General features: G+C 70.0%; 12 protein-coding genes and 4 pseudogenes. 4 read left to right on the top strand and 12 right to left on the bottom strand.

What is annotated here, in order from left to right:
- Positions 1 to 33 precede the first annotated feature (33 nt).
- The 9 genes and pseudogenes from ACHMXE_RS12715 to mdeB all read right to left on the bottom strand — a co-directional run bounded on the left by ACHMXE_RS12715 (position 34) and on the right by mdeB (position 10,999).
- The gene (locus tag ACHMXE_RS12715; RefSeq protein WP_395349656.1) at positions 34 to 708 is read right to left on the bottom strand and encodes an aldolase; all 675 of its coding nucleotides are present in this window, start codon (positions 706 to 708) and stop codon (positions 34 to 36) included.
- 282 nt (positions 709 to 990) lie between these two features.
- Positions 991 to 2,261 (bottom strand): annotated as a pseudogene (gene otnK, locus ACHMXE_RS12710) (3-oxo-tetronate kinase).
- Between the two features lie 3 nt (positions 2,262 to 2,264).
- Positions 2,265 to 3,278 carry a D-erythronate dehydrogenase gene (gene denD, locus ACHMXE_RS12705; RefSeq protein ID WP_395349655.1) on the bottom strand — a complete coding sequence of 338 codons (1,014 nt, stop codon included), beginning with the start codon at positions 3,276 to 3,278 and terminating at the stop codon, positions 2,265 to 2,267.
- 34 nt (positions 3,279 to 3,312) lie between these two features.
- Positions 3,313 to 4,203, bottom strand: a complete 891-nt coding sequence (locus ACHMXE_RS12700) for an alpha/beta fold hydrolase (protein ID WP_395349654.1) — start codon at positions 4,201 to 4,203, stop codon at positions 3,313 to 3,315.
- Entirely contained in the window at positions 4,200 to 5,123 is a 924-nt protein-coding gene (ltnD, locus tag ACHMXE_RS12695) for an L-threonate dehydrogenase (RefSeq protein ID WP_395349653.1), read from the bottom strand. Before ltnD ends, ACHMXE_RS12700 begins: the two co-directional genes overlap by 4 nt.
- Before the next feature lie 82 nt (positions 5,124 to 5,205).
- A pseudogene (locus ACHMXE_RS12690) lies at positions 5,206 to 6,016 on the bottom strand (FadR/GntR family transcriptional regulator).
- 42 nt (positions 6,017 to 6,058) lie between these two features.
- On the bottom strand, positions 6,059 to 7,231 hold the full coding sequence (locus ACHMXE_RS12685; protein ID WP_395349652.1) for an MFS transporter: 1,173 nt from the start codon (positions 7,229 to 7,231) through the stop codon (positions 6,059 to 6,061).
- Positions 7,232 to 7,234: 3 nt separating this feature from the next.
- Complete coding sequence (locus ACHMXE_RS12680) at positions 7,235 to 8,254, bottom strand: GlxA family transcriptional regulator (protein ID WP_395349651.1); 1,020 nt, start codon at positions 8,252 to 8,254, stop codon at positions 7,235 to 7,237.
- A 90-nt stretch (positions 8,255 to 8,344) separates the two neighbouring features.
- Complete coding sequence (gene mdeB / locus ACHMXE_RS12675; protein ID WP_395349650.1) at positions 8,345 to 10,999, bottom strand: alpha-ketoglutarate dehydrogenase; 2,655 nt, start codon at positions 10,997 to 10,999, stop codon at positions 8,345 to 8,347.
- A 105-nt stretch (positions 11,000 to 11,104) separates the two neighbouring features.
- Here mdeB and ACHMXE_RS12670 point away from each other — a divergent pair, with 105 nt between their 5' ends.
- Positions 11,105 to 11,578, top strand: a complete 474-nt coding sequence (locus tag ACHMXE_RS12670; protein ID WP_057595886.1) for an Lrp/AsnC family transcriptional regulator — start codon at positions 11,105 to 11,107, stop codon at positions 11,576 to 11,578.
- Between the two features lie 18 nt (positions 11,579 to 11,596).
- Here ACHMXE_RS12670 and ACHMXE_RS12665 read toward each other — a convergent pair.
- From ACHMXE_RS12665 to ACHMXE_RS12655, 3 genes and pseudogenes are all read right to left on the bottom strand, one after another.
- Positions 11,597 to 13,601 (bottom strand): annotated as a pseudogene (locus tag ACHMXE_RS12665) (PhoX family protein).
- A gap of 225 nt (positions 13,602 to 13,826) precedes the next feature.
- Positions 13,827 to 16,058 (bottom strand): PhoX family protein, encoded by a 2,232-nt coding sequence (locus ACHMXE_RS12660; protein ID WP_395349649.1) that lies wholly within the window; start codon positions 16,056 to 16,058, stop codon positions 13,827 to 13,829.
- 200 nt (positions 16,059 to 16,258) lie between these two features.
- Positions 16,259 to 17,411 (bottom strand): annotated as a pseudogene (locus ACHMXE_RS12655) (murein transglycosylase A).
- On the opposite strand from ACHMXE_RS12655, the gene ACHMXE_RS12650 reads away from it, so the two are divergent.
- The 3 genes from ACHMXE_RS12650 to ACHMXE_RS12640 all read left to right on the top strand — a co-directional run bounded on the left by ACHMXE_RS12650 (position 17,410) and on the right by ACHMXE_RS12640 (position 19,111).
- Positions 17,410 to 17,571, top strand: coding sequence for a hypothetical protein (locus tag ACHMXE_RS12650; RefSeq protein WP_203203356.1), 162 nt, complete (start codon positions 17,410 to 17,412; stop codon positions 17,569 to 17,571). The pseudogene ACHMXE_RS12655 and the gene ACHMXE_RS12650 sit on opposite strands and share 2 nt — an antisense overlap.
- A gap of 195 nt (positions 17,572 to 17,766) precedes the next feature.
- Positions 17,767 to 18,429, top strand: coding sequence for an OmpA family protein (locus ACHMXE_RS12645; protein WP_057597447.1), 663 nt, complete (start codon positions 17,767 to 17,769; stop codon positions 18,427 to 18,429).
- Positions 18,430 to 18,538: 109 nt separating this feature from the next.
- Complete coding sequence (locus ACHMXE_RS12640) at positions 18,539 to 19,111, top strand: OmpA family protein (RefSeq protein ID WP_395349648.1); 573 nt, start codon at positions 18,539 to 18,541, stop codon at positions 19,109 to 19,111.
- Positions 19,112 to 19,139: the final 28 nt, after the last annotated feature.

Below are 19,139 nucleotides of genomic sequence, written 5' to 3'. Positions count from 1 at the left end.
TTGAAGTTCTGGCGATTGTGGTCTCGAACGAACTTACCAGCGCGCGCCGAAGGTCGAGCGCAGTTCGGCGATCTGTTCGGGCGACAGCGGCGCGGGTGGCGTGGCATGGTCGCGCGTCATGAGGTGGAGCCTGGCGGTCTCCTCGAGTTCCTCGAGCACGGCCATCGCGGCGGCGGGGGTGTCGTGCCACACGTTGGGGCCGAGGCGGTCGAGCATCACGGCGCGGACCGGCACGCCGGCCGCACCGCGCTGGGCGATGACCCGCGCGACCTCGGCGGCCGCTTCGGGCGCGCCCGGACGGTGGTAGTGGATGCGCGGCACGTGGCCGACCTTCATCACGAAGTAGGGCGTGAGGGCGGGCAGCAGTTCGTCGCTGGTTCCGCTCAACGTGAGTGCGACGCAGTGGCTGCTGTGGGTGTGGATCACGCAGGCAGTATCGGCATCGAAAGCTCTCGCTGCTTCGTAGATGCGCATGTGCAGCGCGATGGTCTTGCTGGCACGGTCACCGCTGGTCTGCTGGCCCTGCGCGTCGAGCCTCGCGAGCCGCGCGGGGTCGAGGAAGCCCAGGCAGGCATCGGTCGGCGTGATGAGGAAGCCACCGTCTTCCAGGCGCACGCTGATGTTGCCGGCGGTGGCGTGGACGTAGCCTCGGTCGAACAGGCTTTTTGCTGTGCGGCAGATTTCTTCTCTTGCTTTTGTTTCGGTCATTTTTGGCTTCTTGTTCGGGTGCGTGCACAGGGCATCGGGTACTTCCCTCCGCGAATGTCCCCCGCCCTTCGGGCTCCTCCTTTATTTCGCTGCGGGAAGCACCCGATACCCTGTGCACGGGAGACGCTGCGGTGGTGCCGGCGGTTCAACAACGATTGCGTCCAGGCTCACGTCGATGGGGTACTCCCCGCAGCGAAATAAAGGAGGAGCCGAAGGCGGGGGACATTCGCGGAGGGGAGTACCCCATCGGCGTGAGCCCGCCCCGAACACGACCCAGGCAGTTCACCCCAACACCGCAAACGCTTTGGTAAAGAAATCATCCCCCCGAAGTTCCCCGACTTCAACGCGATATGCACCCCCGTGTCAGGCGCCAACGAAGAACGCGCATGACACCAAGGCACCCCCGGATCGATCTGCGGCCCGATCTGCAATTGCGCGATGCCGAGCGCCTGTACGCAAGCCCCGGAGGTTTCGCCGCCCGCCACCACGAGTTGGCGCACACCATGCTCGACCAGCCCGCGCGCGATCGCGGCAATGGTGCGCTCGACCATCGCGCCGGCCTCTTCCACGCCCAGTTGGCCTTGCACCGACTTCACGGCACCGGCCTCGGCCGTGGAGTAGACGAGCACCGGCCCCTTGTCGATCAGCGGTGCGGCCCAGGCCAGCGCTTCGGCCGCGACGTCGACACCGGCCGCGATCCGCAGCGGATCGATGGCCAATGCCGCGCCGCCACGGCCGATGAAGTCGAGCACCTGCCGGTTGGTGGCGAGCGAGCAGCTGCCCGACACCACCGCCGTGCGGCCGCCGGCCTTCGGCAGCGCGCTGGCCTGCGAGGAGGGCGCGAGGCCGAAATTGGCCGGCAGGCCGATGGCTACGCCAGAACCCGCTGTGACCAGCGGCAGCTTCGCGAGCGCCGGGCCCATGCGCAGCAGGTCGTCGTTCGACACCGCGTCGACGATCGCGATCGACACGCCCTCGGCCTTCAGCTGCGCGACGCGCGCCTCGATCGCTTCCGCGCCGCGCGCCACCACCGCGTGATCGATCAGCCCCACCTTGCGCCGGCACTGCGCCTGCAGCACCCGCACCAGGTTCGGGTCGGTCATCGGCGTCAGCGGATGGTTCTGCATGCCGCTCTCGTTGAGCAGCACCTCGCCCGCGAACAGGTAGCCCTTGAACACCGTGCGCTTGTTGTCGGGGAAGGCCGGCGTGGCGATGGTGAAGTCGCAGCCCAGCGCCTCCATCAGCGCCTCGGTCACCGGGCCGATGTTGCCCCGCGGCGTGCTGTCGAAGGTCGAGCAGTACTTGAAGTAGATCTGTTGCGCGCCCTGCGCCTGCAGCCAGCGCAGCGCCTCGAGCGACTGCGCGATGGCTTCGGCCGGCGCGATGGTGCGCGACTTGAGCGCGACCACCACCGCATCCACGTCGGCGGCCAGCGGGCCCGCGGGCACGCCGATCGCCTGCACCACGCGCATGCCCGCGCGCACCAGGTTGTTGGCGAGGTCGGTGGCGCCGGTGAAATCGTCGGCGATGCAGCCGAGCAGCAGCTTCGCCATCGCTCAGCCCTTCACCGCGAGTTTGACCGCCTGCGGGTTCTCGCGCACGTAGTCGCGCAGGATCGCGTCGAAGCTGGCATCGGCCTTCAGGCCCAGCGCCTCGGCACGCGCCGCATGCACGCGGCTGGGCCAGCTCGTGACGATCTTCGCGATCGCCGCGTCGGGTTCCCAATCGATCAGGCGCGTTGCCTCGGTGCCGGCGATGCGCTCGAGCGCCTGCGCCATCTCGCGCACGGTGGTGGTCAGCGCGGGCAGGTTGACCGCGGTGCGCGCGCCCCACTCGGCGCCGCTGGCCGTGGCCGCGCGCACGATGCCCGCGATGGTGTTGCCGGGCGAGGCGAGTGCCACCGGCGTGTCGGGCGCGACCGGGCAGCGCGCGCGTTCGCCCGCGAGCGGTTCGCGCAGCATGCCGCTGAGGAAGCTCGAGGCCGCGCCGTTGGGCCGGCCCGGGCGCACCGACACCGTCATCAGCCGCACGTTGCGGCCCTGCACGAAGCCCTTGCGCGTGAAGTCGGCCACCAACTGTTCGCCGACGAACTTCTGGATGCCGTAGCTGTTCTGCGGCGTGGGCAGCGTCGTGTCCTCGATCAGCGCCGGCAGCCGCTGCTCGGGCGAATCGCCGAACACCGCGACCGAGCTCGAGAACACGAACACCGGCGCATGGCCGGCGCGGCGCGCGGCCTCGAGCAGCGCGCGCGTGGTGTCGAGGTTGCTGCGCATGCCGAGGTCGAAGTCGGCCTCGCATTCGCCGCTGACGGCGGCCGCGAGGTGGAACACGAGCTGGCTGCTCGCGATCGGCAATGCGCCGCTGTGCGCCTGATCGAGCAGGTCGCCCTGCAGGAACTGCACGCGTGCGTCGGCCGCGAGGTCGGCCGGCGGCGCCACGCGGTCGGCCAGCACGATGCGTTCGATGGGTTGCGGCGCGGCGCCGGCCAGCGCCAGCGGCCCCTGGGCGAGCAGCGTGCGCGCGAGGCGCGCGCCGAGGAAGCCGCAGCCGCCGGTGATGAGGATGTTCATGGTCGTCTTGTCTCGGTGGTCGTTCGCAAGTGGGTCAGAGGGCCGGCAGGAAGCGCAGCAGCGCATCGGCCACCGCGTCGGGCGCCTCGCGCTGCGGGAAGTGGCCCACGCCGTCCAGCAGCTCGCGGCGGTAGGGGCCGCTGAAGAAGCGCTCCTTGCCCGCCGAGCTGTCCGGATGATTGCACGCATCGGCCGCGCCGTGCAGCACCAGCGTGGGCACCGACAGCACGGGCGCGGGATCGAGCGCCGCATCGTCGGCCGCGTAATGCGGATCGCCGGGCGCATAGCCCCAGCGATGGCGGTACGAATGCACCACCACGCGGGCCCAGTCCTCGTCCTCGAAGGCGGCGGCGGTGGTGTCGAACTCGGCCTCGTCGTACCAGCCGGGCGGGCCCCAGGTGCGCCACATCATGCGCGTGAAGGCGAGGCGGTCGTCGTGCACCGTGCGCTCGCCGCGCGGCGTGGCCATGTACCAGTGGTACCAGTAGTTGCGCGCCTGCTCGAGCGGCATCGGCTGGCCCGGCGCGTTGGTGCCGTAGCCCACCGACAGCAGCGCCAGTGCGCTTGCCACGCCGGGGCGCAGCCCGCAGGCGTTGGCCACCGCGCGGGCGCCCCAGTCGTGGCCGACCAGCGCGGGGCGCTCGAGCCCCAGCGCATCGATGAAGTCGAGCAGGTCGCGGCCCAGCGCCGAGAGCTGGCCGCTGCGCGGCGTGTCCGCATGCAGGAAGCGCGTGGGCGCGAAGCCGCGCAGCGCGGGAAGCAGCACGCGCCAGCCGGCGGCGGCCAGACGCGCGGCCACGCCATGCCAGCCGCGCGGGCTGTCGGGCCAGCCGTGCACCAGCACCACGGTGGCGGCGCCGGTGGCGTTCCATTCCTCGTAGCCGATGCGCAGCAGCGGCGTGTCGACGGTCCTGTGTTCGCTCACGAGGCATTTCCTTTCGCGGCCGGCAGTTCGATGCCCGGGAAGATCTTGATCACCGCGCTGTCGTCCTCGCGCGCATGGCCCGCGGTCGAGGCCTGCATGAACATCTGGTGCGCGGTGGACGACAGCGGCAGCGGAAACTTGCTGGCGCGCGCCACGTCGAGCACCAGGCCCAGGTCCTTCACGAAGATGTCGACCGCCGACAGCGGCGTGTAGTCGCCCGCGAGCACGTGCGCCATGCGGTTCTCGAACATCCAGCTGTTGCCCGCGCTGTGGGTGATGACCTCGTAGAGCGCGGCCGGGTCCACGCCCTCGCGCAGGCCCAGCGCCATGGCCTCGGCCGCGGCCGCGATGTGCACGCCGGCCAGCAGCTGGTTGATGACCTTCACCTTGCTGCCCGCGCCCGCGCTGTCGCCGAGCCGGTAGACCTTGGCGGCCATCGCGTCGAGCACGCCGCCGGCCTTGTCGTAGGCCGCGGGCGTGCCGGCGGTCATCATCGTCATCTGGCCGCTCGCGGCCTTGGCGGCGCCGCCCGAGATCGGCGCGTCGAGGTAGAGCAGGCCGAGCTTCGCGAGCCGCGCCTCGAGCGCCACCGACCAGTTCGGGTCGACGGTCGAGCACATCACGATCAGGCTGCCGGGCTTCATCGAAGCCGCGCAGCCCGGCGTGCCGCCGTCGCCGAACAGCACCGCCTCGGTCTGCTGCGCGTTCACGACGACCGAGATCACGATGTCGCTGGCGGCGCCGAGCGCGGCCAGCGTGTCGCAGGCGGTGCCGCCGTCGCGCGCGAAGGCCTGCGCGGCCTCGCGGCGCAGGTCGAACACGTGCGGCGCATGGCCCGCGCGGCGCAGCGACTGCGCCATGCCGGCGCCCATGGCGCCGAGGCCCACGAGGCCGACGACGGGAGGGGAGGAAGTTGTCATGGAAGGAAGGGGCTGAATGATTTGTCAGGTCATCATACAAATTTGAGATGACTTTGTCTGCCCGGAATTCCCTGCCCGCCCCTCAGGAAGCCTTCTTGCGCCGCCCCTTGCCGGCCGCCGCGCTCTCCTGCAGCCCCTCGACCAGCGGCCGCGCGAGCTGCGCGCCCTCCTGCTGCCAGAAGGCCGGGTCGGCCTGCTCGATGCGGCGGATCGCGTTGTCCATGTGGGTCTTGGCGGCCGCGCGCGCGCGCCAGCGGATCGCCGGCCTCGATCGCCTCGACGATGCGCGCGTGTTCCTGCGCCACCTCGCGCGCGAAGTCGGCGCGGCGCGCCTCGTTGGCGCGCGTGACGCGGGTGGCGCCGTGCAGGAACTGGCGCAGGTACTGCAGGGTGCCGATCAGGAACGGATTGCGCGCCGCCTCGGCGATGGCGCGATGGAAGCGCACGTCCTCCTCGGCGCCGTTGCCGCCCACGGCCACGGCCGCATGCAGCGCCGCGATCGCGTCGCGGATGCGGCGCACGTCCTCGTCGGTGCGGCGTTCGGCCGCCAGCGCCGCCACCTCGGCCTCGAGCGCGCGGCGCAGCTCGACCATCTGGATCACGGCCTCGCGCGAGGCCACGTGCGGCATCTCGAAGCGCAACGGCTCGACCCCGGCCGCGCGCACGTAGACGCCGCTGCCCTGGCGCGAGTCGACCAGCCCGAGCGACTTGAGCCGCGACACCGCCTCGCGCACCACCGTGCGGCTGACACCGAACTGCTCGGCCAGCGCGGACTCGGTCGGCAGCCGATCGCCCTCGGACAAGCGCCCGCTGCGCACCTCGGCCGCCAGCGCATCGGCCACCTGGTCGGCCAGGCGGACGGCGGGGGCGAGCGATTGGAAGCGGGCGGTCATGAATGGGGTGCGACTCTAACGCAGGCCCCCGTGTGGTTCCTGCTAGGCGCGTTCGACCGCCGGCCGCGCATTGAGCCACAGCAGCGTCAACGCAAACGCCAGCAGCGGCAGCATCGCGAGATTGATCGCGGTCCACCCCACGCCCGCGAGCAGCGCGCCCGAGCCGAAGGACATCAGCACGGCGGTGGTGCCGTTGCTCAGCTCCATCAGCGCCTGCGCCGGTCCGCGCTCGTGCTCGGCATGGGCCTCGGCCAGCAACGTGGTGCCGGCGATCAGCATCAGGTTCCAGCCCAGGCCCAGCAGCAGCGAGCTCGCGAGGAAGTGCGCGAAGTCCTGGCCCGAGAGCGCGACCGCGGCGCTGGTCGCGAGGATCGCCGAGCCCAGCATCGCGACGCGGCGGCTGCCCCAGCGGTCGACCAGCGCGCCGGCGAAGAAGGCCGGCGCGAACATGCCGAGCACGTGCCACTGGATCACCTGCGCGGCCGCGGCGGCGGAGAAGCCGCAGAAGTCCATCGCGAGCGGCGTCGCGTTCATCGCCAGCACCATGAGGCCGTGGCCGATGGCGGTCATGAGGATGGCGGCGCGCAGCATCGGGCGCGCGAGCAGCGCGCGCATCTGGGCCCAGCCGCGCGCCACGGCCGGCGGCGCCGCGCCTTCGCGCAAGCGCGACATGGCGACCACGCCGCACAGGGCGAGCACCGCGATCGCGAGGTAGGCGCCCACGAAGGGCACGGGCAGCGCGTTGCGCGTCCAGACCGCGATGGCGGGTGCGAACACGGCCGCGCAGACACCGCCGCCGACCACCAGCGCGGCGGCGCGGCCCTTGTGGCGCGGCTCGACGGCCTCGAGCGCGGCATAGCGGTAGAAGCCGGCCGAGGCCTGGTAGCCGCCGATGCAGGCTGCGCCGAGGCAGAACAGCGCGAAGCTGCCGAGCCCCAGGCCCGTGGCGCAGACCAGCCCGCCCACCACGCCGAGCAGCGCGCCGCCCATCAGGCCATGGCGGCGGCCGCGTCGCTGCATGAACATCGACAGCGGCGATACGGCCGCGAGGTTGCCGAGCACCAGCAGTGCGAGCGGCAGGGTGGCCAGCGCGGGCCAGGGCGCGAGCCGCAGGCCCGCGACCGAGGTCAGCGTGATGCCGATGATCGAGCAAGACCAGTAAAGCGCCTGGCCGAGGAACAGCAGCCGGATCGCGGGGTTGCGCAGCAGCTGCATCGCTCAGCCTCCCGCACGCGGCGCGCCCGCGCCGAAGCGTTCGGCGAAGGCCTGCGGGCTCACGGCCAGGTGCTTGTGGAAGCTGCGCCGCAGCGTCTCGGGATGGCCGAAGCCGCACAGCCGCGCGACCGTCGACACCGAGGTCTGCGCATGGGCCAGCAATGCCGAGGCGGCCTCGACGCGCACCCGCTCGACGTAGTGGCCGGGCGTCATGCCGAGCTCGCGCCGAAACACGCGGCTCAGGGTGCGCGGCGGCATGCAGGCGCGCTCGGCCAGCACCTCGAGCGAGAGGTCGCCCGCGAGCTGGCCCGGGATCCATTCGAGCAGCGACGACAGCCGCGGCGCATGCGTGGCCTCGGGCGCGAGGAAGCGGCTGAACTGCGCCTGCCCGCCGGGCCGGCGCAGGAACATCACGAGCCGGCGCGCCACCGCCAGCGCGATCGCGCGGCCGAGGTCGTGCTCGACCAGCGCCAGCGCGAGGTCGATGCCGGTGGTGACGCCGGCCGAGGTGAAGACATGGCCGTCGCCCTCGCGCCCGCTCGGGTCGTAGGTGTGGAGCCGGTCGGCCGCCACCTCGACCGCGGGATGGCGCGTGCGCAGCGCCTCGACGCTGTCCCAGTGGGTGGTGGCGAAACGGCCATCGAGCAGGCCGGCCTGCGCGAGGATCAGCGCGCCCGAGCAGACCGAGCCGAGCCGGCGCACGCGCGGCTCGGCGCGCTGGAGCCAGGCCAGCAGCGGCGCGTTGCGCAACTGGACCTCGGCGCCCCAGCCGCCAGGCACGAGCACGGTGTCGAAGCGCGCCGGTTCCTGGTCCTCGCGCGCGGCCTCGGCCAGCAGCGAGAAGCCGGCCGAGCAGGCCACCGGCCCCACCGCGTCGGCCAGCAGGTGCAGCGAGTAGCCGGCCGCGCGGCCCTGGCGTTGCAGCTCGACGTTGGCCGAGGCGAACACCTGCAGCGGACCGGTGACGTCCAGCACCTGGACATCGGGGTAGATCGTGCAGGCGATGGCGCGCGGCGTTTGCATGCCGGCAGTGTCGTGCGCGCCGCGATTGGCCGCAACGACAACGACCCCACGGATCCGGCCACTTTCGGCGTGGCCGGCCCGTGTGGCGGGTCAGCCCAGCGCGTGCCGCGCGGCCTTCGCGATGCTTTGCGCGTCGACGCCGAAGAAGCCACGCAGCGCGGCGCGCGTGTCGCTGCGCCCGAAGCCGTCGGTGCCCAGCGTGAGGTAGCGGCGGCCCGCGGGCAGGAAGGCGCGGATGCTCTCGGGCACGGCGCGCACGTAGTCGGTGGCGGCGACGATCGGCGCCTTGCCCTGGCCGAGCTGGCGTGCGACGAAGGACTCGCCGGCATCCTCGCCCGCGATGGCCCGCTGCTCGCAGGCCAGGCCGTCGCGCGCGAGCTCGCTCCAGCTCGTGACGCTGAACACCTCGGCCTCGATGCCCTCGTCGGCCAGCAGCTGCGCGGCCTTCACCACCTCGGTGAGGATCGCGCCCGAGCCCATCAACGTGACCTTCTTCTTCGCCTTGCCCGCGGCCGGCGCGTAGGTGCCGAAGCGATAGCAGCCGCGCAGGATGTCGGCCTCGGCGCCCGCGGGCACGTCGGGCTGCGCGTAGTTCTCGTTCATCAGCGTGACGTAATAGAACACGTCCTGCTGCTCGACCATCATCTCGCGGATGCCCGCGTCGACGATCACCGCCATCTCGCCCGCGTAGGCCGGGTCGTAGGCCTTGCAGTTGGGAATGGTCGCGGCCACGAGGTGGCTGCTGCCGTCCTGGTGCTGCAGCCCCTCGCCGCCGAGCGTGGTGCGCCCCGAGGTGGCGCCGAGCAGGAAACCGCGCGCGCGCTGGTCGGCCGCGGCCCAGATCGCGTCGCCCACGCGCTGGAAGCCGAACATCGAGTAGTAGATGTAGAACGGCAGCATCGCCAGGCCGTGCACGCTGTAGCTGGTGGCCGCGGCGGTCCAGCTCGCGATGGCGCCGGCCTCGCTGATGCCTTCCTCGAGGATCTGGCCGTCGGTGGCCTCGCGGTAGCTCAGCACCGAGCCGATGTCCTCGGGCGCGTAGCGCTGGCCCACGCTCGAATAGATGCCGACCTGCTTGAACAGGTTCGCCATGCCGAAGGTGCGCGCCTCGTCGGCCACGATCGGCACGATGCGCGGGCCCAGCGCCTTGTCCTTGAGCAGGTTGCCCAAGAGGCGCACGAAGGCCATGGTGGTGCTCATCTCCTTGCCGGCGGCCGCGACCGCGAACTGCGCGTAGTTCGCGAGCTCGGGCTTGGGCACGGGCTCGCAGGCGGTTTCGCGGCGCGGCATGGCGCCGCCGAGCGCCTCGCGGTGCTGGCGCAGGTAGCGCATCTCGGCGCTGTCCTCGGCCGGGCGGTAGAAGTCCATGGCGGCGGCCTGCGCGTCGCTCAGCGGCAGGTCGAAGCGGTCGCGGAACTCGATCAGGTCGACCTCGCCCATCTTCTTGTGCGAGTGCGTGGTCATCTTGCCCTGGGCCGCGCTGCCCATGCCGTAGCCCTTCTTGGTGTGGGCCAGGATCACGGTGGGCCGGCCCTTGTGGGCGGCGGCCGCGGCATAGGCGGCATGGATCTTCACGAGGTCGTGCCCGCCGCGCTTGAGGCGGTCGATCTGCTCGTCGGTCATGCCCTCGGCCAGGCGCGCGAGCTCGGGGTTCTGGCCGAAGAAGTTGTCGCGGTTGAAGCGCCCGTCCTTGGCCGCGAAGGTCTGCATCTGGCCGTCGACGGTGGCGGCGAAGGCGCGCGCCAGCGCACCGCTGGTGTCGCGCGCGAACAGGCCGTCCCAGTCGCTGCCCCAGACCAGCTTGATGACGTTCCAGCCGGCGCCCGCGAACAGCTTTTCGAGCTCGTCGATGATGCGGCCGTTGCCGCGCACCGGGCCATCGAGCCGCTGCAGGTTGCAGTTGACCACCCACACGAGGTTGTCGAGCTTCTCGCGCGCGGCCAGGGTCAGCGCGCTCATCGATTCGGGCTCGTCCATCTCGCCGTCGCCGAACACGCCCCAGACCTTGCGGCCTTCGCAGTTCAGCAGGTTGCGGTGCGAGAGGTAGCGCATGAAGCGCGCGTGGTAGATCGAGCTGATCGGGCCGATCCCCATCGAGCCGGTGGGGAACTGCCAGAAGTCCGGCATCAGGTAGGGATGCGGATAGCTGCACAGGCCGCGCGCGCCGCTGCCGTCGACGAAGGCGGGCGCGGTGAGTTCCTGGCGGTAGTGCGCGAGGTCGCCTTCGCTCAGGCGCCCTTCGAGGTAGGCCCGCGCATAGACGCCCGGCGCGCTGTGCGGCTGGAAGAACACGAGGTCGCCGCCGTGAGCGGCGCTGCGCGCGTGGAAGAAATGGTTGAAGCCGGTCTCGAACAGGTCGGCCGCGCTCGCATAGCTCGCGATGTGGCCGCCGAGCTCGCCATAGGCCTGGTTGGCCTTGGCCACCATCGCGAGCGCGTTCCAGCGCATCAGCGAGGCCAGCTTCTCCTCGACCGCGAGGTCGCCCGGGAACGGCGGCTGGTCCTCGGCCGCGATGGTGTTGACGTACGGCGTCGACAGCTCCGGCTGCCAGCCGATGCGCTGCTGGCGCGCGAGCCGCGCGAGTTCGTCGAGCATCTGGCGCGCGCGCTGCGGGCCGTGGACCTGCGCTAGCGCGAGAAAGGACTCGCGCCATTCGGCGGTCTCGGCGGGATCGGGGTCGTGCGACAGGGCTGCCTCGTCGAGCAGCAGGGCACGGATCTGGTCGGCGGAAATCGGGGCGTTCATGCCGGCACTTTAAGCCGCCAAGAAAAGAATTGGCTACTGCTGCAGCCCGCGGCTTGACGGCTTGCCGGCATAAAATTCCGTCATTCCTTCAAATCACGGCATTTCATGCAACTCGACGCCATCGACCTGCGCATCCTCGACGAATTGCAGCGCGACGGCGCGCTGTCGAACGTGGAGCTCGCGCGTCGCGTGCACCTGTCGCCCTCGCCCTGCCTCGCGCGCGTGAAGCTGCTCGAGACCGAGGGCGTGATCGACCGCTACGTGGCGCTCGCGAGCGCCAAGGCGCTGGGCCTCGGCCTCAACGTGTTCATCTCGATCAGCCTCACGACGCAGAGCAAGCAGTCGCTGGCCGACTTCGAGCAGCGCATCGCCGAGCACGACGAGGTGATGGAGTGCTACCTGATGACGGGCGACAGCGACTACCTGATCCGCATCGCGGTGGCGGACATGGCGGCGCTCGAGAAATTCATCCTCGAGCAGCTCACGCCGATCCCGGGAATCGAGAAGATCCGCTCGAGTTTTGCGCTCAAGCAGGTGCGATACAAGACGGCGCTGCCGTTGCCGACGGCGCCGTCCTGATCGCTTCCGCGGGGCCGATTACTTCGAGAGCTTCGGCTGCGCCGGATCGGCCGTGAGGTACCCCACCACGGCGCTGTAGCCCTGGTTGTAGTTTTGCTTGATCAGCGTCTCGAGCTTCTTGACGTCGCTGCTGGCGGTCTTGATGAACTCGCCCGGATGCTGGAAGTTGCTCATGATGTACGTCCAGCCGTTGATCTCGTCGACCGCGTGCAGGCCCGTGCACTCGGCACCGGTCGGGGTCGACAGGATGCGCGAGAGCTTCTTCGTGTCGACGTTGTAGGCCCACAGGAAGTTGTTGACGTGGTTGCCGCTGTCCTCGCCGATGAACAGGGTGCGCATCTTTTCCGAGAACTTGATGTTGTCGGGGCTGGCGATCTTGTCCGCATTGGCGTTGTTGCCGAGGCTGTCGGCCGTGTCGAGGTCCTCGCCCACGATCAGGGCCCTGGTCTTCACGGGCACCCATTCGCTGTTGATCACGGCGCCGCCGGTGTCCTTCTGGCCACCGGTCAGGTTGTGGGCCATCACGCCGCCGGCCACGAGCGCCTTTTCGACCGTGACGTTGAGATCCGAGCGCCACGCAGCGTTGCCCTTGACCATCGACGACTGGATGTTGGCCAGTGCCGAGTAGGCGATCTTGTCCTTGGCATTGACGGTCGTGCCTTCCATCTTGGTGAAGGCCATGCTGGCGCCCACGAGGTTGGCGTAGCGGTGCGTCTCGAGGAAGGCGGCGGCCTTCTCCATGCCGGGCACCAGCTTGACCCACTGCTTGACGCCGTCGGCGAAGATCTGGGTGTAGGAGGCATTGGCCGGGATCGGTGAACTTCACGTCCATGATGTCGGTCGGCAGCAGCGTGTTGGCGAAGGCCTCGATCTCGGCGCTGGTGGCGTGGCCGAGGCGGATCCAGGTCAGTGCGGCGCCCGCGGCGGCGGGGTCGATCGAGAAGCCGGTGCCTACCTTCGCGACGTACAGCGTGCCGGCCGAAAGATCCTTCTCCTTGTCGGCCACGAACATGAACAGGCCGCCGTTGGTGTAGTCGTCGCCCATCAGCGCGGTGCGGTTGTCGGGCATGACCTGGATCAGCTCGTGCGAGATGCGGCCCAGGCAGTAGTGCTTCTTGACGCTGCCGGTGCCGTCGGGATTCACGGTGACTTCGGGCAGGTGGCCGTAGTGGTAGGCGCGGGCCGTGGTCTCGTCGCCGAACACGTTCTTGCTGTAGCCCTTGAACTGCGCGCTGGTCGAGGCGGTGAAGGCATCGGGTTCGTACTCCTCGCTCGACAGGTGGGTGCCCCAGGGCGAGAGGCTCGCGCCGCAGGTGATCCACAGGCCGTGGGCGCTGGACATGTCGACGTTGTGGTACTTGACCAGTTCGAGCTTGCCGGTGGTCTGGTCCTGGTCGAGCGTGAGCACGGCGATCGGCGACGGCAGCTGGCCGTAGGTGCCCTCGCCCTTCAGGTTCTTCGTCATGTACTCGAACTGCACGACCGCGAACACCGGCTTGCCCTTGATGCCGGGCACGTTGGCGTTGGGCAGGCTCAGCAGCGAGCTGCCGTCCGGTGCGTCGGAGAAGAACTGGCGTTCCGAACCCACGACCGATTTGTCGATGATGGGCTGGTTCTTGATGTCGTAGTAACCGCCCGCCAGGATCTTGCCGCCCTTGCCGTCCGGCACCATGTCGCCGGTCTGGAAGAAGGGGTGGTAGGCCAGACGGTATTCGGTGGAACTGCCGTTGTCGAACGAGACCTTGAGCGTCGAGCCGACCGTGGTGGTCGCCATGGCGGCGGGATTGGCCAGCGAGGGCGCCGGCATGCCGATGAATTCGGCCGAGACGAACTGCGCGGCCGGAGCCGGTGCCGGCGCGGGCGCCGGAGGAACGATGGGCAGGAAGCCGTTGCCGCCTCCGCCGCCACCGCCGCAGGCGGTCAGGAAGGCAACGCCGCCGAGCGGCAGCATCGGTGCTGCGCTCAGCAGCTTGAGGGCGTGACGGCGCGAGGCGCCGGACTGCGCCTTGGTGGAATCGGACATGGATTTCTCCCGAGTTGTCGTGGGGTGTCGTGGGATGACCGTGCAGCCTCTGTTTCTCTCCGCCGCCGGTCAGTCGCGAACCTTAGTTAACTACTGTGACGACGACGTGCATCGCACATGACAAGGCCGTGACACCACGCACGCGGATGCGACGACATCCGCGTGTCACTTCCACCCCGGGAGCCCCATGCGCGGACCGGCGAGGCCGGTCCGCGGTATGGGGTTTCAGAGGCCGATCAGGCCGCCGTCGTCCTTCGTGATCACCAGCGTGGCCGAGCGCGGGCGGGCATTGCCGCCCTGCGGCCAGTGGCTGATGAACTTGGCCGGGTCGCCGAGGTCGGCGACTGGCGTGTTCTCGCCCGGATGCTGGATGTTCACGAACAGCGCGCGGCCATCGCCCGACTCGGCGATGCCGGTCAGCTCGCAGTCCTTCGGTCCCACCAGGAAACGGCGCAGGCCGTCGGTGCCGGGCGCCTTGCCCACGAAGGTGTTCTGCGTCAGCGTGGTCGTGCCGTCGGTGTTGGTGATCACCTTCGCGCCGCCGTCGCCGAGCTTGCCCGGCAGCGCCGCCAGCAGCATGCAGTTGGTGACGTCGGTGTAGGCACCGTCGTCGGTCTGCAGCCACAGCAGGCCCGGGGCGGCGTGGCTGAACCACATGCCGTCGGGGCTCGAGAAGTCGTTGTCGGCCGAGAGCTGCGACACGTTGACGTCGGCCGCGGCGGTGGAGCGCGCGCCGAACAGGTAGACGTCCCACTTGAAGCTCAGCGCGGCCGGGTCGGCGTTGTCGTCGGCGAAGCGCACGATGTGGCCGTTGGGGTTGCCCTTCTGGTCAGAGGTGCCCTTCTTGTCGTTGTAGAAGCGCGGGTTGGCGCCATCGGTCGAGGCGATCGGACGCGAACTCGCGTTGGTGTTGGTCAGCGTCACATAGACGTCGCCGTTCTTCGGATTCACGGCGGTCCACTCGGGACGGTCCATCTTGGTCGCGCCGGCGGAATCGGCGGCCAGGCGGGCATTGATCACCACGTCGGCCGCGTCGGCGAAGGCGTAGTTGGTGTTGCTCGAGGTGATGCCGTTGACGCCGAGCTTGAGCTCGAGCCACTTGCCGGTGCCGTCGGCATCGAAGCGGGCCACGTAGAGGCGGCCGTCGTCCATGTACTTGTCGCCGGCGGCCATGCCGCCACCGACGTCGGCCGCATCCCAGTTCTTCGTCGAGACGAACTTGTAGATGTACTCGTTGCGCGAGTCGTCGCCCATGTACCAGACCAGCGGCTTGCCGACCACGACCGGGCCGAGGCAGGCGCCCTCGTGGCCGAAGCGGCCGAGCGCGGTGCGCTTCTTCGGCGTGCTCGAGGGGTTGAAGGGGTCGATCTCGACCACCCAGCCATAGGTGTTGTGGCCGTTGCGGTAGTCGGCGATGGCACTGGCGCCGAGCACCTCGGTGTTCCAGCGGCCGTACTGGTTGTCGGCGGTGTCGGGCGTGACGGTGGCCCAGAGTTCGCGGCCGGTGCTGGCGACGCCGTAGCGGCTGAAGGACTTGAGTTCCTTGGCCGTGCGGTTCTTGTCGTCGTTGGCCATGCCTGCCGTGCGGCGGAAGTAGCCGGCCCAGTTCTCCTCGCAGGTCAGGTAGGTGCCCCACGGCGTGGTGCCGTTGGCGCAGTTGTTGAGCGTGCCGCGGGTCTTGCTGCCGTCGGTCGAGAACTTGGTCTTCAGGTAGTCGGTCTTGGCGGCGGGGCCCGAGAAAGTCATCTCGGTCAGCGTGTGGACGCGGCGGTTGAAGCTCGAGTCCTGCTTGTAGCTCCAGCTGTTGCCGCTCTTGTTGACCTCGATCACGCTCACGCCGTGCAGGTAGAACTCGCGCTTGACCTCGTCGGCCACGGTGCGCACGCCGCCGACGACGGTCTGGCCGTTGGGATGCAGGAACGACGGCGTGATGGCTTCATGGTTCATCACCAGCAGGCCGCGCGTCGCGTTGGCCGCGTCCCACTTGTTCGAACCGTTCATGCCGAAGAAGGTCATGCCGTCGTGGTGGTCGCCGGCGCGGCGGTCGTAGGTGGCCGGATCGTCGGTGCCGTCGTTCTTGTACGCGGCCACGCCGGCGGCGATCGGGTCGCCCAGGCGATAGAGCACGCTGGCGGTGTAGCCGGCGGGCACGGTGACCACGTCGGCCAGGCTCTTGGCCACGGGGTTGAAGTTGAGCTTCAGCGGTGCCGGGGGCGCGGGCGGCGGGGGTGCCGGCGCGGGCGGGGGCGGGACGATGGGCAGGAACCCGCCACCGCTGCCACCACCGCCGCCGCAGGCCTGCAGCAGCGCGGTGCCGGCGGTGCCGACGCCCAGGCCGAACAGATGGCGGCGGCTCAGGCGCGAAGCGATCAGGTCGTTGAACGACGGGTTCTTGCTGGGATTGGTGCCGACGTCGTCGAGATCGTACGAAGGGTCGTCGCGGGTAGGTGCGGTCATGCGCGCTGTCTTTCTCGTGGGTTGAAAAGTAGCCAGCCCGCGAAGTTAGGCAGAACGGATGACAGTCCCGTGAATTACTCAGCCTCCGGTCAGGTTCAATCGATACGCGTTTTTGAGGTTGTCACGAAGCCGTCATGCGACGGCGCCAGCCGGGACGAAAAAGGGGGCTGCGAGCCCCCTTCGTGGATTCGATCGGCGATTCAAGGCGGCGGCAGCTGCTTGGGCCACAGCGCCCACAGGCGCAGCGACTGGTTCATGCTCGCCGCGAAGCGCCCGGCATCGGCACCGGTGCCCGCGAAGTAGTCGGCGCGCACCGCGCCCACGATGGCGCTGCCGGTGTCCTGCGCCACCACCAGCTTCTGCAGCTGCGCCGACGGGCCGGCCGACGCCAGCCACACGGGCGTGCCGTAGGGAATGCTCTCGCGGTCGACCGCGATCGAGCGGCCCGCGGTCAGCGGCACGCCCTGGGCGCCGCGCGGGCCGAAGGCGGCGTCGACCTCGCTCAGATCCTCCTCGCGGAAGAACACGTAGCGCGGGTTGCTCCACAGCAGTTGCGAAACGCGCTGCGGGTTCTGCGCCACCCAGGCCTTGGTGTCGTCGGGCCAGCGGCTGACCCGGCTCACGCCCTGCGACATCAGCCACTGCTGCACGCTGCGGTAGGGCTGCTCGTTGGTGCCGGCGAAGGCCATGCGCACGGTGCGCTGCGAACCGTCGGGCTCGGTCAGGCGCAGCCGGCCCGAACCCTGGATGTGCAGCATCAGCGCGTCGATGGGGTCGGCCATCCAGGCGATCTCGCGCCCGCGCAGCGCGGCCTGGGCCTCGGGCAGGGTCTCGATCTCCTGGCGCGTGTACCAGGGACGGCGCGGCACGAAGCCCGCCGGCACTTGGTAGAGCGGCACGTTGAACTGCGCGGTCGGCACGCGCGAGGCCTCGTACACCGGCTCGTAGTAGCTGGTGAGCTTGCCCTCGCTCGAACCGGCCAGCGATTCGACGCGGTAGGGCTGCAGCCGCTGCGTCATCCACTGGCGCTGCTCGTCCAGGGTCGCGATCGCGAGCTGGCGCACGTCGCGGCACAACGGCGCAAAGGCGGCATTGGGCCGCGAACAGTTCGCCACCAGCGCGATCCAGGCCTCGTGCAGCGGGTCCTCGCCGAAGCCCGGCAGCTCGGCCCAGCCCACGGGAACCCAGCGGCTCTTGGGATGGGTCATCGATCCGGTGAGGGGGCCGAGGTCGCGCGGCGGCTGCACGACGGGGGGTCGGGTGGGGGGTGTCGGGCACGCGCGGCCCGACGGAGCAGCCGGCCAGCGTTGCTACGATCGCGAGCCCAACCAGCCACTGGAGTCCATTTCTCATGGGTTTGATTTTGCTTGAAGCCCTCGCGGCCGGACTCCTGTTCATCGGCATCGTCTGGTGGACCATGTTCTCGGGCCGCAAGAAGGGCGAGCTGCACGAGGAGGACGAGCCCCGGACGGGGGACGCGAAGGACGAACAAGACCCGCCGCCGCATCCGTGAATTCGTCGTGCAGTCCCGGGTCGACGCGCGCTGTCGGAGAAGGTCGTCTCGGCTATTACTTTGGTAGCAATCCAGCGAGGAATCACGGGGCTTTTCAAGGGTTGGGGTGTTTCAGCGCGGCTTCGGAAGCCGTACCATCGCAGCCGTCGCAAGGCTAAGCTGTGCCCGCTTGAATCAACCTCGAAAGGGATCGCCATGAAAAAACTCGTACTCGCCACCACCTCGCTCGCCATCGTTCTCGCGGGCTGCGCGGGCGGCGGCATGTCCGACACGCAACGCAACACCGCCATCGGCGCGGGCGCGGGCGCCCTGGGCGGCGCGGTCATCGGCTCGGCCACCGGCGGCAACCGCGGTGCGATCGGCACCGGTGCCGTGGTCGGCGCGGCGGCCGGCGCGCTCGGCGGCTACCTGTGGTCGCAGCGCATGGAAGCGCAGAAGCGCCAGATGGAAGCCGCCACGCAGGGCACCGGCGTGGCCGTGACGCAAACCCCCAACAACGAGCTGAAGCTCGCGATCCCGAGCGACGTCTCCTTCGACGTGGGCCGCTCGAACATCAAGCCCAACTTCGCGCCGGTGCTCGACCAGTTCGCCAGCGGCCTGCGCAACAACCCGGCCGCCGAGGTGCGCATCATCGGCCACACCGACAGCACCGGCTCCGACGCCATCAACAACCCGCTGTCGGTCGACCGTGCCGCGAGCACGCGCGACTACCTGGTGGCACGCGGCGTGAACGCGGCCATCTTCCGCATCGAAGGCCGCGGCTCGCACGAGCCGATCGCCGACAACAACAGCGACGCGGGCCGGGCACAGAACCGCCGCGTCGAGATCTACGTCGGCGAGCGCGGTCCGCGCGGCTGACGACCGGCCGGCCGCCGAGGCGGCCGACCACCTGCAGGGAAGGCAGGCGCGCCGGACCACCGGCGCCCACATCCACGTCTTGTCCAATGGTTCATTCGAGGGAATATTCATGAGGAAGCTCGTTGTTTCGAGCGCGGCCGCGGCCGTGCTGTTGTTCATCGCCGGTTGCGCTTCGCAATCGTCCACGCCGCCGGCCGACGGGGCCGCGCCCGCCGCCAAGACCGAGGCTCCGGCCGCCAACAGCTGGACCGCGCGGCTGGCGACGCTGAAGATCGACCTGGAAGCCGCCACCAAGGGCACGGGCGTGGTGATCGAGCAGACGGCCGACAACCAGCTGCACCTCGTGATCCCGAACGAGCTGTCGTTCGACACCGGCCGCGCCAACGTCAAGCGCAACCTGGCGCAGGTGCTCGACAAGGTCGCCGATGGCCTGAAGAGCGCCACCGCCGCCAGCGTGCGCGTGATCGGCCACACGGACAACACCGGCAGCGAGGAAGGCAACGAGCGCCTCTCGGTGAGCCGCGCCGACAGCGTGCGCAACCACCTGGTGGGCCGCGGCGTGTCGACCACCGCCGTCACCACCGACGGCCGCGGCTCGCGCGAGCCGGTGGCCGACAATGGCACCGTGGCGGGACGCGCGCAGAACCGCCGCGTCGAACTGTTCGTGGCCGAGAAGGCCTGAGCGCCGCCCCGACCGGCGCATCGCCAGC

The organism is Variovorax sp. UC122_21 (assembly GCF_044056785.1).
GTDB lineage: Bacteria > Pseudomonadota > Gammaproteobacteria > Burkholderiales > Burkholderiaceae_C > Variovorax.
The sequence above is the reverse complement of the archived record's forward strand: the minus strand, read 5'-3'. Positions and strand labels throughout refer to the sequence as shown.